19 protein-coding genes are annotated in these 18,128 nt (G+C 71.7%); 11 read left to right on the forward strand and 8 right to left on the reverse strand.

What is annotated here, in order from left to right:
- Positions 1-14: 14 nt before the first annotated feature.
- Both AAG827_RS12655 and AAG827_RS12660 read right to left on the reverse strand, forming a co-directional pair.
- The gene (locus tag AAG827_RS12655) at positions 15-356 is read right to left on the reverse strand and encodes a UBP-type zinc finger domain-containing protein (protein ID WP_341926381.1); all 342 of its coding nucleotides are present in this window, start codon (positions 354-356) and stop codon (positions 15-17) included.
- 9 nt (positions 357-365) lie between these two features.
- The gene (locus AAG827_RS12660) at positions 366-1,022 is read right to left on the reverse strand and encodes a Pr6Pr family membrane protein (protein WP_341926382.1); all 657 of its coding nucleotides are present in this window, start codon (positions 1,020-1,022) and stop codon (positions 366-368) included.
- Between the two features lie 105 nt (positions 1,023-1,127).
- Between AAG827_RS12660 and AAG827_RS12665 the strand changes: the two genes are divergently transcribed.
- The 6 genes from AAG827_RS12665 (at position 1,128) to ilvC (ending at position 7,132) form a co-directional block, all read left to right on the forward strand.
- Positions 1,128-2,357 (forward strand): FAD-binding domain-containing protein, encoded by a 1,230-nt coding sequence (locus AAG827_RS12665; RefSeq protein WP_341926383.1) that lies wholly within the window; start codon positions 1,128-1,130, stop codon positions 2,355-2,357.
- Positions 2,358-2,367: 10 nt separating this feature from the next.
- Positions 2,368-2,784: a VOC family protein gene (locus AAG827_RS12670; RefSeq protein WP_341926384.1), complete on the forward strand. Its 417-nt coding sequence runs from the start codon at positions 2,368-2,370 to the stop codon at positions 2,782-2,784.
- The gene (locus tag AAG827_RS12675) at positions 2,781-3,479 is read left to right on the forward strand and encodes a 4a-hydroxytetrahydrobiopterin dehydratase (RefSeq protein ID WP_341926385.1); all 699 of its coding nucleotides are present in this window, start codon (positions 2,781-2,783) and stop codon (positions 3,477-3,479) included. The genes AAG827_RS12670 and AAG827_RS12675 overlap by 4 nt, the downstream gene beginning before the upstream one ends.
- A gap of 283 nt (positions 3,480-3,762) precedes the next feature.
- Entirely contained in the window at positions 3,763-5,502 is a 1,740-nt protein-coding gene (locus tag AAG827_RS12680; RefSeq protein WP_341926386.1) for an acetolactate synthase large subunit, read from the forward strand.
- Positions 5,499-6,044, forward strand: coding sequence for an acetolactate synthase small subunit (gene ilvN / locus AAG827_RS12685; protein ID WP_309648499.1), 546 nt, complete (start codon positions 5,499-5,501; stop codon positions 6,042-6,044). The genes AAG827_RS12680 and ilvN overlap by 4 nt, the downstream gene beginning before the upstream one ends.
- 59 nt (positions 6,045-6,103) lie before the next feature.
- Positions 6,104-7,132, forward strand: coding sequence for a ketol-acid reductoisomerase (ilvC, locus tag AAG827_RS12690; RefSeq protein WP_341926389.1), 1,029 nt, complete (start codon positions 6,104-6,106; stop codon positions 7,130-7,132).
- 69 nt (positions 7,133-7,201) lie between these two features.
- Here the strand turns inward: ilvC and AAG827_RS12695 are convergent, their stop codons facing one another.
- Both AAG827_RS12695 and AAG827_RS12700 read right to left on the reverse strand, forming a co-directional pair.
- The gene (locus tag AAG827_RS12695; protein WP_341926390.1) at positions 7,202-8,023 is read right to left on the reverse strand and encodes an ABC transporter permease; all 822 of its coding nucleotides are present in this window, start codon (positions 8,021-8,023) and stop codon (positions 7,202-7,204) included.
- On the reverse strand, positions 8,020-8,919 hold the full coding sequence (locus AAG827_RS12700; RefSeq protein ID WP_341926391.1) for an ATP-binding cassette domain-containing protein: 900 nt from the start codon (positions 8,917-8,919) through the stop codon (positions 8,020-8,022). Before AAG827_RS12700 ends, AAG827_RS12695 begins: the two co-directional genes overlap by 4 nt.
- A 137-nt stretch (positions 8,920-9,056) precedes the next feature.
- On the opposite strand from AAG827_RS12700, the gene AAG827_RS12705 reads away from it, so the two are divergent.
- The 4 genes from AAG827_RS12705 to efeB all read left to right on the forward strand — a co-directional run bounded on the left by AAG827_RS12705 (position 9,057) and on the right by efeB (position 13,224).
- Positions 9,057-9,776, forward strand: coding sequence for a DsbA family oxidoreductase (locus AAG827_RS12705; RefSeq protein ID WP_341926392.1), 720 nt, complete (start codon positions 9,057-9,059; stop codon positions 9,774-9,776).
- A gap of 87 nt (positions 9,777-9,863) precedes the next feature.
- Positions 9,864-10,778, forward strand: a complete 915-nt coding sequence (efeU, locus tag AAG827_RS12710; RefSeq protein WP_341926394.1) for an iron uptake transporter permease EfeU — start codon at positions 9,864-9,866, stop codon at positions 10,776-10,778.
- Positions 10,775-11,950 (forward strand): iron uptake system protein EfeO, encoded by a 1,176-nt coding sequence (efeO, locus tag AAG827_RS12715; protein ID WP_341926395.1) that lies wholly within the window; start codon positions 10,775-10,777, stop codon positions 11,948-11,950. The genes efeU and efeO overlap by 4 nt, the downstream gene beginning before the upstream one ends.
- 2 nt (positions 11,951-11,952) lie before the next feature.
- Positions 11,953-13,224, forward strand: coding sequence for an iron uptake transporter deferrochelatase/peroxidase subunit (gene efeB / locus AAG827_RS12720; protein WP_341926397.1), 1,272 nt, complete (start codon positions 11,953-11,955; stop codon positions 13,222-13,224).
- A 110-nt stretch (positions 13,225-13,334) separates the two neighbouring features.
- Here efeB and AAG827_RS12725 read toward each other — a convergent pair whose 3' ends face one another.
- Genes AAG827_RS12725 through AAG827_RS12740 form a run of 4 tightly spaced genes read right to left on the reverse strand, consistent with a single transcriptional unit; the run spans position 13,335 to position 16,263 of the window.
- Positions 13,335-13,718 carry a VOC family protein gene (locus AAG827_RS12725; RefSeq protein ID WP_341926398.1) on the reverse strand — a complete coding sequence of 128 codons (384 nt, stop codon included), beginning with the start codon at positions 13,716-13,718 and terminating at the stop codon, positions 13,335-13,337.
- Between the two features lie 10 nt (positions 13,719-13,728).
- Positions 13,729-14,124: a PPOX class F420-dependent oxidoreductase gene (locus AAG827_RS12730; RefSeq protein ID WP_341926399.1), complete on the reverse strand. Its 396-nt coding sequence runs from the start codon at positions 14,122-14,124 to the stop codon at positions 13,729-13,731.
- A 22-nt stretch (positions 14,125-14,146) separates the two neighbouring features.
- Positions 14,147-14,674 (reverse strand): GNAT family N-acetyltransferase, encoded by a 528-nt coding sequence (locus AAG827_RS12735; protein ID WP_341926400.1) that lies wholly within the window; start codon positions 14,672-14,674, stop codon positions 14,147-14,149.
- 5 nt (positions 14,675-14,679) lie between these two features.
- Entirely contained in the window at positions 14,680-16,263 is a 1,584-nt protein-coding gene (locus tag AAG827_RS12740; protein ID WP_341926402.1) for an ATP-binding cassette domain-containing protein, read from the reverse strand.
- Between the two features lie 161 nt (positions 16,264-16,424).
- Here AAG827_RS12740 and serA point away from each other — a divergent pair, with 161 nt between their 5' ends.
- A complete protein-coding gene (gene serA, locus AAG827_RS12745; RefSeq protein WP_341926403.1) occupies positions 16,425-18,071 on the forward strand; it encodes a phosphoglycerate dehydrogenase in 1,647 nt (548 codons plus the stop codon).
- Positions 18,072-18,128 lie beyond the last annotated feature (57 nt).

Consider the following 18,128-nt stretch of genomic DNA (forward strand, 5'->3'; position numbering starts at 1 on the left):
GTCCGGCAGGTCCGTCAGTGGACGTGGTCCTGCCAGTCGGCCGGGACGCGTCCGGCGGGGCCGGGGACGGGTTGGTCCTCCGGGTGGGAGGTGGGTGGGGCCAGGGGGTCGGCGAGGAAACCGGCGTCGGTCGTGAAGTCCCAGAACCAGTCCTCGCCCGGCTCGAAGCTCTGCATCACCGGGTGCCCGGTCGAGCGGTGGTGCGCGGAGGCGTGCTGGGCCGGTGAGGAGTCGCAGCAGCCGACGTGGCCGCACTGGGCGCAGCGCCGCAGGTGCACCCACCAGCCGCCGGTCTCGTCGCACTCGACGCACCCGGTGCCGCTGGGAGGGACGGTCGGGTTGATTCCTGCGGTCATGGGGCGACGCTAGGGCACCTCGGGCCGTGGTGGCGAGCGTCGGTCCCACCACGCGGCAGCGCCGAAGAACGCCAGGAACACCGCGGTGATCCCCACGACGGCGACCAGCACGGCACCCCAGCCCTCCTCGTCGGGATCGAGGAACGGGTAGGGGTACCACCCGTCGAGCGCGCCGAAGGTCAGCGTCCAGGCGGCCCATGTCAACGGGAAGAGCAGCGCCAGCCACACGACCCGTGACGTGATCCGCGGACGCGGCCCGAAGGCGATCCAGCCGACGACCGCCAGCGCGGGCACGACCATGTGCAGCAACTTGTCCGCAGCCCAGTCCCAGCCCTCCAGGTCCAGGAGCGGTCGCAGCAGCACGAAGTGGACGACGGCGGTGATCGCGATCCCGACGATGCCGGCGAGCCTGACGACGCGCCAGGTCGGTCCGTCGCGCCCGGGGTCGCGCGCCAGGGTGACGGCTGCGACGGCGACCAGCAGGTTGCTCTCGATGGTGAAGTAGGCGAAGAAGCGGTAGACGCGCATCGCCAGGCCCGGAGGCTCGACCTCGTCGAGCACCGGGTTGCCGATGACGATCAGGACCAGCTGCAGGACCAGGGCCGTGACGGCGACGGCAGCGGTCAGGGTGTGCCACCGCCGCGCGGTGCGGCTGTCGAGCCTCATGGCGAGAGCGTAGGGCGCCGGAGCAGTCGGTGCCCCGACCTACGCTCTCGACGTGTCCGCATCCCACGACCCCGGCCGGCGCGACGCCCGGACCGGAGGCCCCCGATGATCCTGCCCCCACCACCTGCGCCGGGCGCGGGAGCGACGCCCGAGGACGTGGCGACCTGGGTCGCCGCACACCTCGGCGACCTGGCCCTGGAGGGCGCCGACGGCATCCGGCCCGGTGCGATCCGGGGCGGCCAGGTCGCCGCCGACGCGGCGTTGGCCGGTCTCGACGTCTCCGGCTACGCCCGCGACCGCAGCACGGTCCTCCCGGTCGGGAAGCGGGGGGCGACGCGCCTGTCGCCCTACATCCGCCACGGCCTCGTGAGCCTGCGCGAGGTCTGGGACGCGGTGGCCGACGCCCCGTCGCGTGACCGCGAGAAGTACCGCTACGAGCTCCTCTGGCAGGAGTACGCCCGTCACCTCTACGCCCGTGTCGGCACCGCGCTCGGCGAGCCCCTGCGCCACGCCCAGCCGACCCCGGGCCGACCGTGGGACGACCGGTGGCCCGCGCAGATGGCCTGCGTCGGGTCCGCGATGGAGGAGCTGCGCGGCGACGGTTGGATGGTCAACCAGGTCAGGATGTGGATGGCGTCGCAGTGGGCGGTGCGCGCCGGAGCACCCTGGCGCGCGGGGGAGGACGCGATGTTCGTGCACCTCCTCGACGGGTCCCGCGCCGCCAACCGGCTCGGCTGGCAGTGGACGGTCGGGACCGGCAGCGGCAAGCCCTACGGCTTCAGCCGCTGGCAGGTGGAGAAGCGCTCTCCCGGCCTGTGCGACTCGTGCGCGCTGTCGCGCTCCTGCCCGATCCCCGAGTGGCCCGACGCCGAGCTCGGGCCCGACGTCGACGGGCCCTACCTCGGCGCCGCCGAGATCCCGGGTGGGCCGACGGGCGTCGAGGGCGCCGGCGGCGAGGTCGTCTGGCTGACGGCGGAGTCGCTGGGCGTCACCGACCCCGCGCTGGCCGCCGACGACGACCGCCCGGCCGTCTTCGTCTTCGACGAGCCGCTCCTGCGCCGGCTGCGGCTCTCGGGCAAGCGGCTGGTGTTCCTCGCCGAGACGCTCGGCGACCTGGCCACGACCCGCCCCCTCGAGGTGCGCCGGGGACGCGTCGACGTCGAGCTCGCCGACCTGCCCCTCGCCACGACGTACGCCCCGGTGCCGGGGTGGGCGCGGCTGGCCGCCCGCCTCGACCCGGTCGAGGTGCACCCGTGGCCGTGGCTGGTCCGGCCCCGGCGGGCCCCGGTGCGCTCCTACACCGCGTGGCGCAAGGGTGTCGGCGACCCGGCGTAGGTTGGAGCGCATGGACCCTCGGATCAGCTTCATCACGCTCGCCGTGGCAGACCTGGAGGCGTCGCGGGCGTTCTACGTCGACGGCCTCGGCTGGCCGGCCGCGCTGGACGTGCCGGGCGAGGTCCTGATGATCCAGACCGGCGAGCACCTCGTGCTCTCGCTGTGGGCCGCCGCGGAGTTCGAGGCCGAGGTCGGCCCGATCGTGCGCGGCCCGGGCATCGTGCCCGTGACCCTCGCCCACAACGTGGCGACCCACGACGAGGTCGACGAGGTGCTCGCGACCGCGCGCGCAGCCGGCGCCGACCCCGTCAGCGAGCCCTTCGAGCGTGACTGGGGTGGCTACAGCGGTTACTTCGGCGACCCCGACGGGTATCGGTGGGAGATCGCCTTCAACCCCGGACCGATAGGACAGGTGGTGCTGCCATGAGCGACGACCAGAAGACCGACGACAAGACCGACCCCACGAGGGTGCTCGACGGGCACGACGTCGAGACCGCGCTGCTGGAGGACTGGCGGCTGATGTTCTCCTCGCTGCACGCGCGCTTCGAGACCGGTGACTTCGCGACCGGGCTGGCGCTGGTCGACCGGATCGGGGCGGCGGCCGAGGAGATGGACCACCACCCCGACCTCGAGCTGTCCTACCCCCGTGTCGACGTCCGGCTGACCAGCCACGACGTCGGTGGCGTCACGAGCCGCGACATCGACCTCGCCCGCCGCATCAGCGACCTCGCCGGCTCGCTGGGCGCCAAGGCCGCGCCGGCCGCCACCCGGGTGCTCGAGCTCGGCCTCGACACGTGGGACCACGAGGAGATCAAGCCCTTCTGGGCCGCCGTCCTCGGCTACGAGGCGACCGAGGCCCACGACGACGAGCTGGTCGACCCCGACGGCACCCGCCCCACGATCTGGTTCCAGAAGGCCGAGCGGCACGACGAGCCCGCCCAGCGCTTCCACCTCGACCTGCGCATCCCGCCCGAGCAGGTCGAGCCGCGCATCGCCGCCGCGCTCGAGGCCGGCGGCACCCTGGTCAGCGACGAGCGGGCACCCTCCTTCTGGGTGCTGGCCGACGCCCAGGGCAACAAGGTCTGCCTCACGACCTGGGTGGGTCGCTCGGCCACCGCCTGACGTCGCTGCCGACGCCTGAGGCCCGCGCCGATTCACATGGTGGGACAGGCGTCCCGCCATGTGGGACGCCTGTCACACTCGGATGACGGCACGACACCCGCGGCGTTACGGTTGGCCCATGCTTCTCGACCTTCTTGTACGCACTGGACGCGCCAGCTGACTTGATCAGCCAGCGCGTCGCCCCTCGTTGCCCAGGCAACCGAGGGGTTTTTTGTTGGAAGCACAGTTGCTAGGACGAGCCGTTGTCGGGACGGGCCAGACCACCACGAAGGATGACAACCTGATGAGCGAGCAGATGACAGGTGCGCAGAGCCTGATCAAGTCGCTGGAAGCAGCCGGGACGGAGAACATCTTCGGCATCCCGGGAGGCTGCATCCTCCCGGCCTACGACCCGCTGATGGACTCCTCGATCCGCCACATCCTGGTGCGCCACGAGCAGGGCGCCGGGCACGCCGCCCAGGGCTACGCCTCGGCCACCGGCAAGGTCGGCGTCTGCATGGCCACGTCGGGACCCGGCGCGACCAACCTGGTGACCCCGCTCGCCGACGCCCACATGGACTCCGTGCCGATGGTGGCCGTCACCGGCCAGGTCGCCGCCAGCGCGATCGGGACCGACGCCTTCCAGGAGGCCGACATCCGCGGCATCACGATGCCGATCACCAAGCACAGCTTCCTGGTCACCAACCCCGACGACATCGCCCGCACGGTCGCCGAGGCCTTCTACATCGCCTCGACAGGTCGTCCCGGCCCGGTGCTCGTCGACGTGGCCAAGTCGGCGCTGCAGGCCACCACGTCCTACGAGTGGCCCACCGAGCTGCACCTGCCCGGCTACCGCCCCGTCACGCGGCCGCACGCCAAGCAGATCCGCGAGGCCGCGCGACTGATCCTCGAGTCGCGCCGCCCGGTCCTCTACGTCGGTGGCGGCACCATCCGCTCCCGCGCGTCGAAGGAGCTGCGGGTCCTGGCCGAGCTCACCGGCATGCCGGTCGTGACCACGCTCATGGCGCGCGGCGCATTCCCCGACAGCCACCCGCAGCACCTCGGCATGCCGGGCATGCACGGCACCGTCGCCGCGGTCGCCGGCCTCCAGCGCAGCGACCTGATCATCAGCCTGGGCGCGCGCTTCGACGACCGGGTCACCGGACAGCTGGAGTCCTTCGCTCCCGGCGCGAAGGTCATCCACGCCGACATCGACCCCGCCGAGATCGGCAAGAACCGTCACGCCGACGTGCCGATCGTCGGCGACGTCCGCGAGGTCATCAGCGACCTGGTCATCGCGCTGCAGACCGAGGCCGACGCGGGCAACACCGGCGACTACGAGCAGTGGGTCGAGTTCCTGGCCGGCGTCAAGACGACGTACCCGCTCGGCTACGACACCCCGGCCGAGGGCCTCTCGCCGCAGTACGTCATCGAGCGCCTCGGCAAGATCTCGGGCCCGGACACGATCTACACCGCCGGCGTCGGCCAGCACCAGATGTGGGCGGCGCACTACGTCAGCTACGAGAAGCCCAACACCTGGATCAACTCCGGTGGCCTCGGCACCATGGGCTTCGCGGTCCCCGGCGCCATGGGTGCCAAGGTCGGCTGCCCCGACCAGACGGTCTGGGCGATCGACGGCGACGGCTGCTTCCAGATGACCAACCAGGAGCTGGCCACCTGCGCGATCAACGACATCCCGATCAAGGTCGCGATCATCAACAACGAGTCGCTCGGCATGGTGCGCCAGTGGCAGACGCTCTTCTACAACGAGCGCTACTCCAACACCGACCTGGAGTCCAAGCGGATCCCCGACTTCGTCAAGCTCGCCGAGGCCTACGGCTGCGTCGGGCTCGCCTGCGAGGACCCCGCCGACGTCGACGCCACCATCCGCAAGGCCATGGAGATCAACGACGTGCCCGTCGTGGTCGACTTCCGTGTCCACCGCGACGCGATGGTCTGGCCGATGGTCGCCGCCGGCGCCAGCAACGACGACATCAAGTACGCGCGCGACCTGGCGCCGGAGTTCGAGGAGAACGACCTGTGACGACCACCCACACCCTCAGCGTCCTCGTCGAGAACAAGCCCGGTGTCCTGGCCCGCATCGCCGGCCTCTTCAGCCGCCGCGGCTTCAACATCGACTCCCTGGCGGTCGGCCCGACCGAGCACGCCGAGGTCTCGCGCATGACCATCGTGGTCAACGTCGAGGAGTCCCCGCTCGAGCAGGTGACCAAGCAGCTCAACAAGCTCGTCGAGGTCATCAAGATCGTCGAGCTCGACCCGCAGGCCTCGGTCAACCGTGAGCTGGTCCTGGTCAAGGTCGCCGCCAACGCCGAGACCCGGGGGCAGGTGCTCGACACCGTCCAGCTCTTCCGTGCGAAGGTGATCGACGTGGCCAACGACGCCGTGACGATCCAGATCGTCGGCAACACCGCCAAGATCGGTGACTTCCTGCGCGTCCTCGAGCCCTTCGGGGTGCGCGAGCTCGTGCAGTCGGGCCAGGTCGCCATCGGCCGTGGCTCCCGCTCCATCTCCGAGCGCAGCCTGCGCCCGGTCGCGATCCCCGCACCACCTGCCATCGTGAGCTGAGCCGCGACCTCGCGGCGTACAGAACCCCAGAGTGAAACAACCAGAAGGAGAAGCCCGACGTGGCTGAGATGTTCTACGACGACGACGCCGACCTGTCCCTGATCCAGGGCAAGAACGTGGCGGTGATCGGCTACGGCAGCCAGGGCCACGCGCACGCGCTCTCCCTGCGCGACTCGGGCGTGGACGTCCGCATCGGTCTGCAGCCCGGCTCCAAGAGCCGCGCCAAGGCCGAGGCCGAGGGCCTGCGCGTCGTGACCCCCGCGGAGGCCGCGGAGGAGTCCGACGTGATCGTGATCCTGGCTCCGGACCAGCACCAGCGCAAGCTCTACGCCGAGGAGATCGCTCCTCACCTCGCCGAGGGAGACACCCTGGTCTTCGGCCACGGGTTCAACATCCGCTTCGGCTACATCACGCCTCCCGAGGGCGTCGACGTCTTCATGGTCGCCCCCAAGGGCCCCGGCCACCTCGTGCGTCGTGAGTACGTCGACGGCCGCGGCGTCCCCGTGCTCGTCGCCGTCGAGAAGGACGCCTCTGGCAACGCCTGGCCCCTCGCGCTGTCCTACGCCAAGGGCATCGGCGGCCTGCGCGCCGGCGGCATCAAGACCACCTTCACCGAGGAGACCGAGACCGACCTGTTCGGCGAGCAGGCCGTGCTGTGCGGCGGTGCCTCGCAGCTGGTGATGTACGGCTTCGAGGTGCTGACCGAGGCCGGCTACCAGCCCGAGGTCGCCTACTTCGAGTGCCTGCACGAGCTCAAGCTCATCGTCGACCTGATGTATGAGGGCGGCATCGCCAAGCAGCGCTGGTCGGTCTCCGACACCGCCGAGTTCGGTGACTACGTCTCCGGCCCCCGCGTCATCACGCCCGACGTGAAGGCCAACATGGTCGCCGTCCTCGACGACATCAAGAACGGCAAGTTCGCCGAGCGCTTCATCGCCGACATGGACAACGGCTCGCCGGAGTTCACGAAGTTCCGCGAGCAGGGCGAGTCGCACCCGATCGAGAAGACCGGTCGCGAGCTGCGCAAGCTCATGGCGTGGGTCAAGTCGCACGACTCCGACTACGTCGAGGGCACGTCCGCCCGCTGATCCACCACGCCGAGTCGGCGCGATGTTGCACAGCACTGCTGCAACATCGCGCCGACTCGGCATTTCGGGCTACTTCACCTCGGAGCGCAGGACCAGCCGGAGCCCGACCGCGAGCGGGACGACGAGCCAGATCAGCCCGGCGGTGCCGAGCTGGGCCCAGGCCTCGCCGGTCATGTCGCCCTCGAAGAGCGCACCCTGGGCGAAGTTGAAGTCCACCCACAGCTGCAGGTCCTGGAACCACGAGGCGTTGGCGGCGAGCAGCATCGACAGCGTGGGCAGGACGAACGAGTAGACGAAGTAGCCCACGATCGCGCCGGCCGAGTTGCGGACCAGGACGCCGAGCATGAAGCCGACCAGCATGCCGAGCACGTTGGCCAGGACGATGTAGGCCATGTGGGTGACCGAGATGTCCCACACCGCGTCGTTGCCGGTGATCGCGGCGCCGAGCAGGTTGCCGAGAGCGCCGACGCCGACGGCGACGAGCATCGAGACCACGCCCATGCCGATGGCGGCGACCAGCTTGGCCTGGATGACCCGGGACCGGTGGGGCACGAGCGTGAAGGTCGTCAGTCCGCTGCGCTGCGACCACTCGCTGGTGACGGAGAGGATCGCGATCATCGGCAGCAGGATCGCGATCGGCACGCCGACGGCGGCGCCGAAGTTGTCGTAGGTGATCTGGTCGTCGGAGGCGAAGATGATGACCGCGCCCGTGGCCAGGACCGCGGTGATGCCGATGCTGGCCAGCAGCCAGAAGCCGGAGCGGGTGTCGAACATCTTGCGCAGCTCGACGGCCAGGATCCGGCTGGTGGGCGTCCGGGGAGGGACAGGTCGTGGGGTGCGGGCCGGGGCGCCGGTGGTCCGGGTGGGCTCGACGGTGGTGACGGCACTCATGCCGCTGCTCCTTCTCGTTGGGTGTCTGCGGTGAGCTCGAGGAACATCTCCTCGAGCCCGGCCCCGTCGGCGCTGCGCAGCTCGGTGAGGGCCACACCGGCGGCGAGCGCGATCGAGCCGACGAGCGAGGGGTCCGCGTCGGTGCGCACCGCGCCGCCGTCGTACGCCGTGGGGCTTAGGCCGGCGGCCTCGAGCGCGGCGGTCAGTCCGGCGACGTCGGCGCTGCGGACGACCGTCCCGGCGGCCGCGAGCAGCTCGGTCTTGGTGCCCTGCGCGACGATCCGGCCCTGGCCGATGACCACGAGGTCGTCGGCGATCACCTCGATCTCGTGGAGCAGGTGCGAGGAGAGCAGGACGGTGCCACCGGCGTCGGCGTAGCCGCGCAGCAGGTCGCGCATCCAGCGGATGCCCGCCGGGTCGAGGCCGTTGGCCGGCTCGTCGAGGATCAGGACCTCGGGGTCGCCGATCAGGGCGGTGGCGATGCCCAGGCGCTGGCGCATGCCGAGGGAGTAGTGGCGCACCCGGCGCTGCGACTCCGCGTCGGTGAGGCTGACCAGCTCGAGCATGGCGTCGACACGGCCGCGGGGGAGCCCCATGGTCCGCTGCGCGATGGTGAGAATCTCGCGGCCGGTGCGACCGGCGTGCTGCGCGGAGGCGTCGAGCAGGACGCCCACCTCGCGGCCGGGGTCGGGCAGGTCGGCGAAGCGGCGGCCGAGGACCGTGGCGGTGCCCGACGAGGCGGGCGTGAGACCGACCATGATCCGCATGGAGGTGGACTTGCCGGCCCCGTTGGGGCCGAGGAAGCCGGTCACGCGCCCGGCACGGGCGGTGAAGGAGACGTCATCGACCGCGGTGAAGCCGCGGTAGGACTTGCTGAGTGACTCGACGGTGATCATGGGGACGAGCCTCGCGGGACCGGGTCCCTCGGCACATCGGGGAGACTGCTGAGCCGACCCCCGGAGCCACCCCCGACGACACCTCGGGGTTGACCCCGAGACCGGAACATCACCGACGTCCTCGGCGTTACCCCCTCATGCGCATCGAGATCTGGTCCGACGTCGTCTGCCCCTGGTGCTACGTGGGCAAGCGCCGTCTGGAGACGGCCCTGTCCACCTTCGAGCACGCCGACGAGGTGGAGGTGGTCTACCGCTCCTTCGAGCTCGACCCCTCCGCGCCCCACCACGGCACCGAGAAGACGCTGACGACGCTGTCGCGCAAGTACGGCCGCAGCGAGGACGAGATGCGCCAGATGATGACGGGCCTGATCGAGACCGCCGCCGAGGAGGGCCTCGAGATGCGCCTCTTCGACAACGTGCACACCAACACCGTCGACGCCCACCGGCTGCTCCACCTCGCCCTCGACGCCGGGGGACCGCCGCTGCAGCGCGAGCTGAAGGAGGCCCTGCTGGCGGCGTACTTCACCCGCGCCGAGGACGTCGGCGACCACGCCGTGCTGCGCGTCGCCGCGCTGTCGGTCGGTCTCGACGCCGCGCGCGTCGACGAGGTGCTCGCCTCGCAGGAGTACGCCGAGGCGTTCGCCGCCGACGTCGCGCAGGCGCGGGCCTACGGCGCCACGGGCGTGCCGTTCTTCGTCGTCGACGCCCGCTACGGCATCTCGGGCGCGCAGCCGGCCGAGGCCTTCACGCAGGTGCTCGAGCAGGCCTGGGCGGAGTCGCGCCCCAGCCTGCAGGTGGTCGGCGGCGCCGACGGCGCCGGCGACGGTGCGTGCGGCCCCGACGGCTGCGCGATCTGACCGCGGTCCGGACTCCGGGCGGCACGCGAAGTGAGGTCACCCTCACTTTGGTTAGGCAAACCTAATTTCTTGTCGTAGCCTCGTGGGGTGCTCGCCAACTACCTGATCGGACTGCGCGAGGGGCTCGAGGCGAGCCTCGTCGTGAGCATCCTGGTCGCCTACCTCGTCAAGTCCGGCCGCCGACACCTGCTGCCGCGCATCTGGGTCGGCGTGGCGGCGGCGATCGTGCTGAGCGTGGGCATCACCCTCGGGCTGGGCCTGCAGTCGCTGCAGTTCGACTTCCGCACCCAGGAGCTCATCGGCGGGACCCTCTCGATCATCGCGGCGGCGTTCGTGACCTGGATGATCTTCTGGATGGCCGGCGCCGCCCGCACGATCGGCAGCCAGCTGCGCGGGCGCATCGACGACGCCGCCGAGGGCCACGTCTGGTCGCTCGCGCTCGTCGCGTTCCTCGCGGTCGGGCGGGAGGGCCTCGAGACCGCCCTGATCCTCTGGTCCAACACCCAGGCCGCCATCGGGCGCGACCTCGCGCCGACGGCCGACCAGACCGCCGGGCCCCTCGTCGCAGCACTGGCCGGCATCCTCACCGCGGTCGTCCTGGGCTACCTGGTCTATCGCGGCGCCATCACCATCAACCTGACCGTCTTCTTCACCTGGACCGGTGCGTTCCTCGTCGTCGTGGCGGCGGGCGTCCTGGCCTACGGCGTCCACGACCTCCAGGAGGCGGGCTTCCTGCCCGGCCTCCACACCCTCGCCTTCGACGTCACCGCCGCGATCCCGCCGGGGTCCTGGCACGGCACGCTCCTCAAGGGCGTCTTCAACTTCTCCCCGGCCACGACCGTCCTCGAGGCGCTCGCCTGGACCGTCTACGTCGTTCCCGTCTCGGTCCTCTTCCTCCGCTCCACGCGGCGCCGCTCGGGCGGGCCGCCTGCTCGTCCTGCCCCTGCCCCTGCCCCTGCCCCTGCCCCCACCGCCACCGTCATCGAAGGAAGCACCCCGTGAAGCGCTCGTCCTGGATCACCGCCGCCCTCCTCGTCGCAGGGCCCGCCCTCGTCGCCTGCGGCGTGGAGAGCACGACCCCGACCTCCTCGGGGGAGAGCGGCGACGCGCGCGCCCTCTCGGTCGACTCCTCCGACGAGGCCTGCGACCTCTCGGCGACCGAGGCGCCCGCCGGCACCCTCAGCTTCGACGTGACCAACTCCGGGTCGCAGGTCACGGAGTTCTACCTGCTGGCCGAGGACGGCCTGCGCATCGTCGCCGAGGTCGAGAACGTCGGCCCCAGCATCACCCGCGCGCTCGTCGCCAACGTGCCTGCCGGCAGCTATGTCACCGCCTGCAAGCCCGGCATGACCGGCGGCGGCATCCGCTCGGACTTCACCGTGACCGCCTCCGACGAGGAGGTCGAGGTCAGCGCCGACGAGGACGAGCTGATCCGGGCCGCGCAGGCCAACTACGCCGCCTACGTGCAGGACCAGTCCGACCAGCTCCTGGTCAAGACCCGCGAGTTCGTCGCGCTCTACGGGGCCGGCGACGACGACGGCGCCCGCGCGCTCTACGCCGATGCCCGCACCCACTGGGAGCGTATCGAGACCGTCGCCGAGTCCTTCGGCGACCTCGACCCCCGGATGGACGCCCGCGAGGCCGACCTCGAGCCCGGGCAGAAGTGGACCGGTTGGCACCTGCTGGAGAAGGACCTCTGGCCCGCTCGGGCCGAGGACTACACGCCGCTGACCGCAGTCGAGCGCGAGACCTACGCCCGTGACCTGCTCGCCAACACCGTGACCCTCGACGGCCGGCTCCAGGAGCTGACCTTCACCGTCGACCAGGTCGCCAACGGCTCGCGCGGCCTGCTCGAGGAGGTCGCCACCGGCAAGGTCACCGGCGAGGAGGAGTACTGGTCGCGCACCGACCTGTGGGACTTCCAGGCCAACGTCGACGGCGCCCGCGTCGGCTTCGACGGTGTCGCGCCCCTGCTCGAGACCAAGGACCCCGAGCTCGCCGCCCAGCTGACGGACCGCTTCGACGAGCTCCAGGTGCTGCTCGACGCGCAGCGCACCGCCGACGGCTTCCGCTACTACGACGAGCTGTCGTCCGAGGAGGTCAAGGCCCTCTCCGACGCCGTCAACGCCCTGTCCGAGCCGCTCTCGCGCCTGACCGCGGCCGTGCTCTCCTGATGGTGGCCGGTCAGGTCTCCCGTCGGGGGCTGCTCGGTGGGGGAGTCGCCGCCGCCGGAGTGGCCGGCGCGTTCGTCACCGGCCGCGCGACGGCCGACGTGGCAGCACCCGCCGCCGGCGCCGGGGCGTCGCGGGCTTCGTCGTACGACTTCAGAGGGGTGCGGCAGGCGGGCATCGTGACGCCCGCGCAGGACCGGCTGCACTTCGCGGCGCTCGACGTCGTCACCGACTCGCGCGACGAGCTGGTCGCGCTCCTGCAGGCGTGGACGCTCGCGGCCGAGCGGATGACGGCGGGCCTGCCGGCCGGCGACATCGGTCCCGTCGAGGGCTCGCTCGACCTGCCGCCCGACGACACCGGCGAGGCGATCGGCCTGTCGGCGAGCGGGCTCACGATCACCTTCGGCTTCGGTCCCTCGCTCTTCCGCGACGCCGACGGCCGCGACCGCTTCGGCCTCGCCGACCGGCTGCCCGAGGCGCTGCGCGACCTGCCGCACTTCCCGGCCGACCTGCTGGACCCGGCCCGCTCGGGCGGTGACCTCTGCATCCAGGCGTGCGCCGACGACCCCCAGGTCGCCGTGCACGCGGTGCGCAACCTGGTGCGGATCGGCTTCGGCACGACGTCGATGCGGTGGTCCCAGCTCGGCTTCGGGCGTACGTCGTCGACGTCGGTGTCCCAGGACACCCCGCGCAACCTCTTCGGCTTCAAGGACGGCACGGCCAACGTCAAGGCGGAGGAGTCCGCGGCGCTCGACAAGCACGTCTGGGTCGGGCCCTCCGACGACCCTGCTGCCGCATGGCTGGCCGGTGGCTCCTACCTGGTCGCGCGCCGCATCAACATGACCGTCGAGGTCTGGGACCGCCAGCCGCTGGGCGACCAGGAGGCCTTCGTCGGTCGCACCAAGAGCACCGGCGCGCCGCTGTCGGGCGGCGAGGAGTTCTCGGAGCCCGACTTCGACATGCCCGGCCGCGGCGGACCGATCATCCCTGCCGACGCTCACGTGCGGATCGTGCATCCCGACCAGCACGGGGGAGCGCGGATGCTGCGCCGCGGCTACACCTTCGTCGACGGCACCGACGCGCTCGGCGGGCTGGACGCCGGGCTGCTCTTCGTCGCCTACGTCCGCGACCCGCGCACCGGATTCATCCCCGTGCAGAACGCGATGGCCCAGCACGACGCGCTGATGGAGTACCTCAAGACCACCGGCTCCGCGCTCTTCGCAGTCCCGCCCGGGGTCGGCCCTGGAGAGTTCGTCGGGCAGGCGCTCTTCGTCTGAGCCGGTGCGCGCGCACTGTCGGTCGTGTGCCGCAGCCGGGGCCCCAGCGCTGCCTCAAGCACACGACCCGCCCTGAAGAGGTGTGCGACCACCGCCGTGTCGCCACCACCTCACGCCACGCAGAACTCGTTGCCCTCGGGATCGAGCATGACCACGTGGCCCAAGGTTTCGTCATAGTGCTCCGAGCGCACCTCGGTCGCCCCGGCGCCGACCAGCTCGGCCACCTTGGCGCGGATCAGCGACTCGCGCTCGGGCATGTCCCACGGCGGCTCGCCGGAGACGCGCACGTCGATGTGCATCCGGTTCTTGGCGGTCTTGGGCTCGGGGACCAGGAGGAAGCCGATGGCCGGGCCGATGCCCGCCGGGTCGATGATCGAGGCGTTGTCGGGCTCGTCGAAGCCGGGCTCGGGGGCATAGCCGAGCGCCAGTGCCCAGAAGGCGGCGAGCGCCTGCGGGTCGGCCGCGTCGCAGCCCAGGGTCCAGTGGTTCGCCATGCGCGGCAACCTACTCGGCGAGGCGGACGAGCACGACCGTGTCGGCGTAGGTCAGGCCCTTGCGGCCCTGCGGGCCGAGCTTGGAGAGGACCCTGGTCAGCCTGGTCATGAAGCCGTACTTGGCCCGCACCCGGCCCTGCACCTCGTCGAAGAGCGCGCCGGAGCGCACCATCTCGGCGGTGCCCTCGACCGGGGCGGTGCCGGCCTTGACCGTGCCCTTCCGGTCCGAGGGTTGGAGGAGCACCCGGGGCGTGTGGGCGAGGCGCTTGGTCTTGCCCGTCCCCATGGCGGTCCAGAAGCCGACGCGACCGTCGCTCACGGGCACGATCCACGTGGGGGTCGAGACGGCCTCGCCGGTGCGGCGGAAGGTCGTGAAGGAGATGAACTGCTCGTCCGCGATGGCCATGCGCCGAGACTAGGGCCCTGCTCTAGCCGTCCGCGGGCGTGGCGAGGAACATCCGCGACGGAGACTCGTACCACTGGTCCGTGATGCCCAGGTCGCGCAGCCCGAGCCGTCGGGCGACCCGCACCGACGCCTCGTTGTCGACCATCATCAGCACCCGGACCTCGTCGAGACCGGCGCGCAGCGCGTGGTCGACGACCGCCCGGGCCGCCTCGGTGGCGAAGCCCTGGCCGCGGGCCTCCGGATGCAGCGTCCACCCGACCTGCACCAGTGCCTCGGAGTCGGGCCTTCCGGAGTCGGGGACCGGCACGAGGCAGACCCACCCGACCAACGCGCCGGTGGCGCGGACCTCGATCGCCCACTGGTGCAGCGGCGGGTCGAGCTCGGACCAGGAGGCGATCTTGGCGCGGGCGGCGTCGAGGTCGGTCATGAGCTGTGGCTCTCCGTCGTCGAGCCAGCGCACCACGTCGGCCCGGCCGAGGAGGTCGAGCACGAAGTCCGCGTCGTCCGCGGTGAAGGAGCGCAGCAGGAGCCGGTCCGTGTCGAGGTCCACGCGTCTCACCCTGTCAGGTCGGTGAGGTCGACGATGCGGTTGACGCCGATGTCCTCGAGGAAGCGCTCGTCGTGACTGGCGACGAGCAGCGCGCCACGGTAGGACGCTAGCGCCGACACCAGAGCGTCGTACGACGGGAGGTCGAGGTTGTTGGTCGGCTCGTCGAGCAGCAGGAGCCGGGGCGCGGGGTCGGCGAGCAGGACCGTCGCGAGCGTCGCGCGAAACCGCTCGCCGCCGGACAGCACACCCACGAGCCGCTCGGCAGCGGAGCCGCGGAAGAGGAACCGCGCCAGGCTCGCCCGCACGGCGTTGTGGTCGACGCCGGGTGCCCGCGCCGCGACGTTGGCGACGACGGACAGGTCGTCGTCGAGCAGGTCGAGCCGCTGGGGGAGCAGCCCGACCGGCACGTGGGTCTCGACCGTCCCGCCGAGCGGAGCCAGCCGGGCGGCGACCGTGTGCAGCAGCGTGGTCTTGCCGCTGCCGTTGCGCCCGACGAGCGCGACCCGGTCCGGGCCGCGGACCTCCAGGTCGACCCGCGCCCCGGTCCGGAGCACGAGCCCGTCCGTGGTCAGGACCGTGCTCCCGCGCGCCACCTCGGTGCCGGGCAGGTCGATGCGGATCTCCCGGTCCTCCCGCAGCCGCGACTCGGCCTCGTCGAGACGCTCGCGGGCTGACTCGAGGCGCGCCTGGTGCACGCCACGCAGCCCGGCCGCGGAGCGCTCTGCCTGGTTCTTCTTGTAGTTGACCTGCGCCTTGCCGAGCCCGGCCGACTGCTCGGCCCGGTGGGCCACCCGACGCCGCTGGGCCAGCTGGCGCTCGGCCTCGAGCTGGGCGCTGCGCTGGCGCCGCACGTCGGAGCGGGCACCCGTCACGGCCTGCGCCGCGGCCTCCTGCTCCGCAGCGACCTGCGTGGCGTAGGACGACCACCCGCCGCCGTACCACCGCACGGCACCGCCCCTCAGGTCGCCGATCCGGTCGACGCGCTCGAGCAGCTCGCGGTCGTGGCTCACGACGACGAGCGTGCGGGTCCAGCCGTCGACGATGTCGTAGAGCCGCTGACGGGCGGGGGCGTCGAGGTTGTTGGTCGGCTCGTCCAGCAGCAGCACGTCGGTCCGCCGCAGGAGGAGCCGCGCCAGGCCGAGCTGCGTGACCTCACCACCGGACAGCTCGCCCATCGTGCGACCCAGCACGTCCGCGGGTAGGCCGAGGCGGGCGAGCTCGGCCACGGCCCGGTGCTCGACGTCCCAGTCGTCGCCGATGACGTCGAAGTGGGCCTGCTCGACCGAGCCGGCCTCGACGGCCGCGATGGCCGCCAGCACGGGTGCGATGCCGAGGAATTCCGTCACACGCTGGTCGGTGCGCAAGGTGAGGTCCTGGGCCAGGTAGCCGACCTCGCCGGCCACGATGACGTGGCCGCTGCTGGGCGTGAGCGCGCCGGCGACCAGGCGCAGCAGGGTGGACTTGCCGGACCCGTTGACGCCGACGAGGCCGGAGCGGCCGGGGCCGACCAGGAGGTCGAGGTCGACGAGGACCGGGGTGCCGTCGGGCCAGTGGAAGCCGACGGAGGACAGGGAGATGACAGCGGACATGCGGGCTCCGAGCAGGGTGGGGTCGAGACGCCAGGGACTGGCGCGGGGACGGCACCTCAGAGCAGCACGCGGGACCACCTCGGAGCGGGGGCAGGACTCATCGACGATAGACGTCCCACCCGGCGTGCGCGACGGGTTTTCGCGTGTGACGGTCAGGTAACGTGACGCCCGCACAGCGTCGTGCGCCCTCCATCCCCGGCACCAACCTCGAGGACACCGCTGTGAGCAAGCCCGTCGTACTCATCGCCGAAGAGCTCAGCCCCGCCACCGTCGAGGCGCTCGGACCGGACTTCGAGATCCGCAGCTGCAACGGGGCCGACCGGGCCGAGCTGCTGGCGGCCATCGTCGACGCGGACGCGCTGCTGGTGCGCTCCGCGACCAAGGTCGACGTCGAGGCGCTGGCCGCGGCCACCCGGCTCAAGGTGGTCGCGCGGGCCGGGGTCGGCCTCGACAACGTCGACGTGCGGGCCGCGACCCAGTCGGGCGTGATGGTCGTCAACGCGCCGACCTCCAACATCGTCTCCGCAGCCGAGCTCGCCGTCGCGCTGATGCTCGCCGCGGCCCGCCACGTCTCGCCGGCCCACGCGGCCCTGCGCAACGGCGAGTGGAAGCGGTCGCGCTACACCGGCATCGAGCTCTACGAGAAGACCGTCGGCATCGTCGGCCTCGGCCGCATCGGCGTGCTCGTCGCGCAGCGCCTGAGCGCCTTCGGGATGAACGTCATCGCCTACGACCCCTACGTGCAGGCCGGCCGTGCCGCCCAGATGGGCGTGCGTCTGGTCGACCTCGACACGTTGCTCGCCGAGGCCGACTTCATGTCGGTCCACCTGCCCAAGACGCCTGAGACCGTGGGCCTGATCGGTGCCGAGCAGCTCGCCAAGGCCAAGTCGTCGCTGGTGCTCGTCAACGCCGCCCGCGGTGGCATCGTCGACGAGGTCGCGCTCCACGACGCCCTGAAGACCGGTCGCATCGCCGCCGCCGGCCTCGACGTCTTCGCCCAGGAGCCCTGCACCGACAGCCCGCTCTTCGAGCTCGAGAACGTCGTCGCGACACCCCACCTCGGCGCATCGACCGACGAGGCCCAGGAGAAGGCCGGCATCGCGGTCGCCAAGTCGGTGCGCCTCGCGCTCTCCGGCGAGCTCGTGCCCGACGCGGTCAACGTGCAGGGCGGCGTGATCGCCGAGGACGTGCGCCCCGGCATCCCGCTCACCGAGAAGCTCGGCCGCGTCTTCACCGCGATGGCCGGCGAGGTCGCCCAGCAGATCGACGTCGAGGTGCGGGGCGAGATCACCGAGTTCGACGTGAAGGTGCTCGAGCTCGCGGCGCTGAAGGGCGTCTTCACCGACGTCGTCGAGAACCAGGTGTCCTACGTCAACGCGCCGCTGCTCGCGGCCGAGCGCGGCACCGCCGTACGCCTCGTCCTGGACTCCGAGAGCCCCGACCACCGCAACCTGATCACGCTGCGCGGCACCCTGGCCGACGGCTCGCAGGTCTCGGTCAGCGGCACGCTCGTCGGGATCAACCAGAAGGAGCGCCTCGTCGAGGTCAACGGCTTCGAGATCGACATCGAGCCGACCGAGCACCTCGCGTTCTTCACCTACGTCGACCGCCCGGGCATGGTCGGCACGGTCGGCCAGGTCCTCGGCGACGCCGGGGTCAACATCGCCGGCATGCAGGTCGCCCGCGACGCCAAGGGCGGCCAGGCCCTCGTCGCCCTCTCCGTGGACTCCGCCATCGCCCCCGAGACGCTCGCCGAGATCGAGACCGCCATGGACGCCTCCAGCGTGCGCGCGGTCGACCTGGTCTGAGGGTCACCTGCCGGGATAGTGCGGGACGTTTTCGACCTCCTGGCGACCCAGAAGGTC

The sequence above is a fragment of the Nocardioides psychrotolerans genome (assembly GCF_943371775.1).
Taxonomy (GTDB): Bacteria; Actinomycetota; Actinomycetes; order Propionibacteriales; family Nocardioidaceae; genus Nocardioides; species Nocardioides psychrotolerans_A.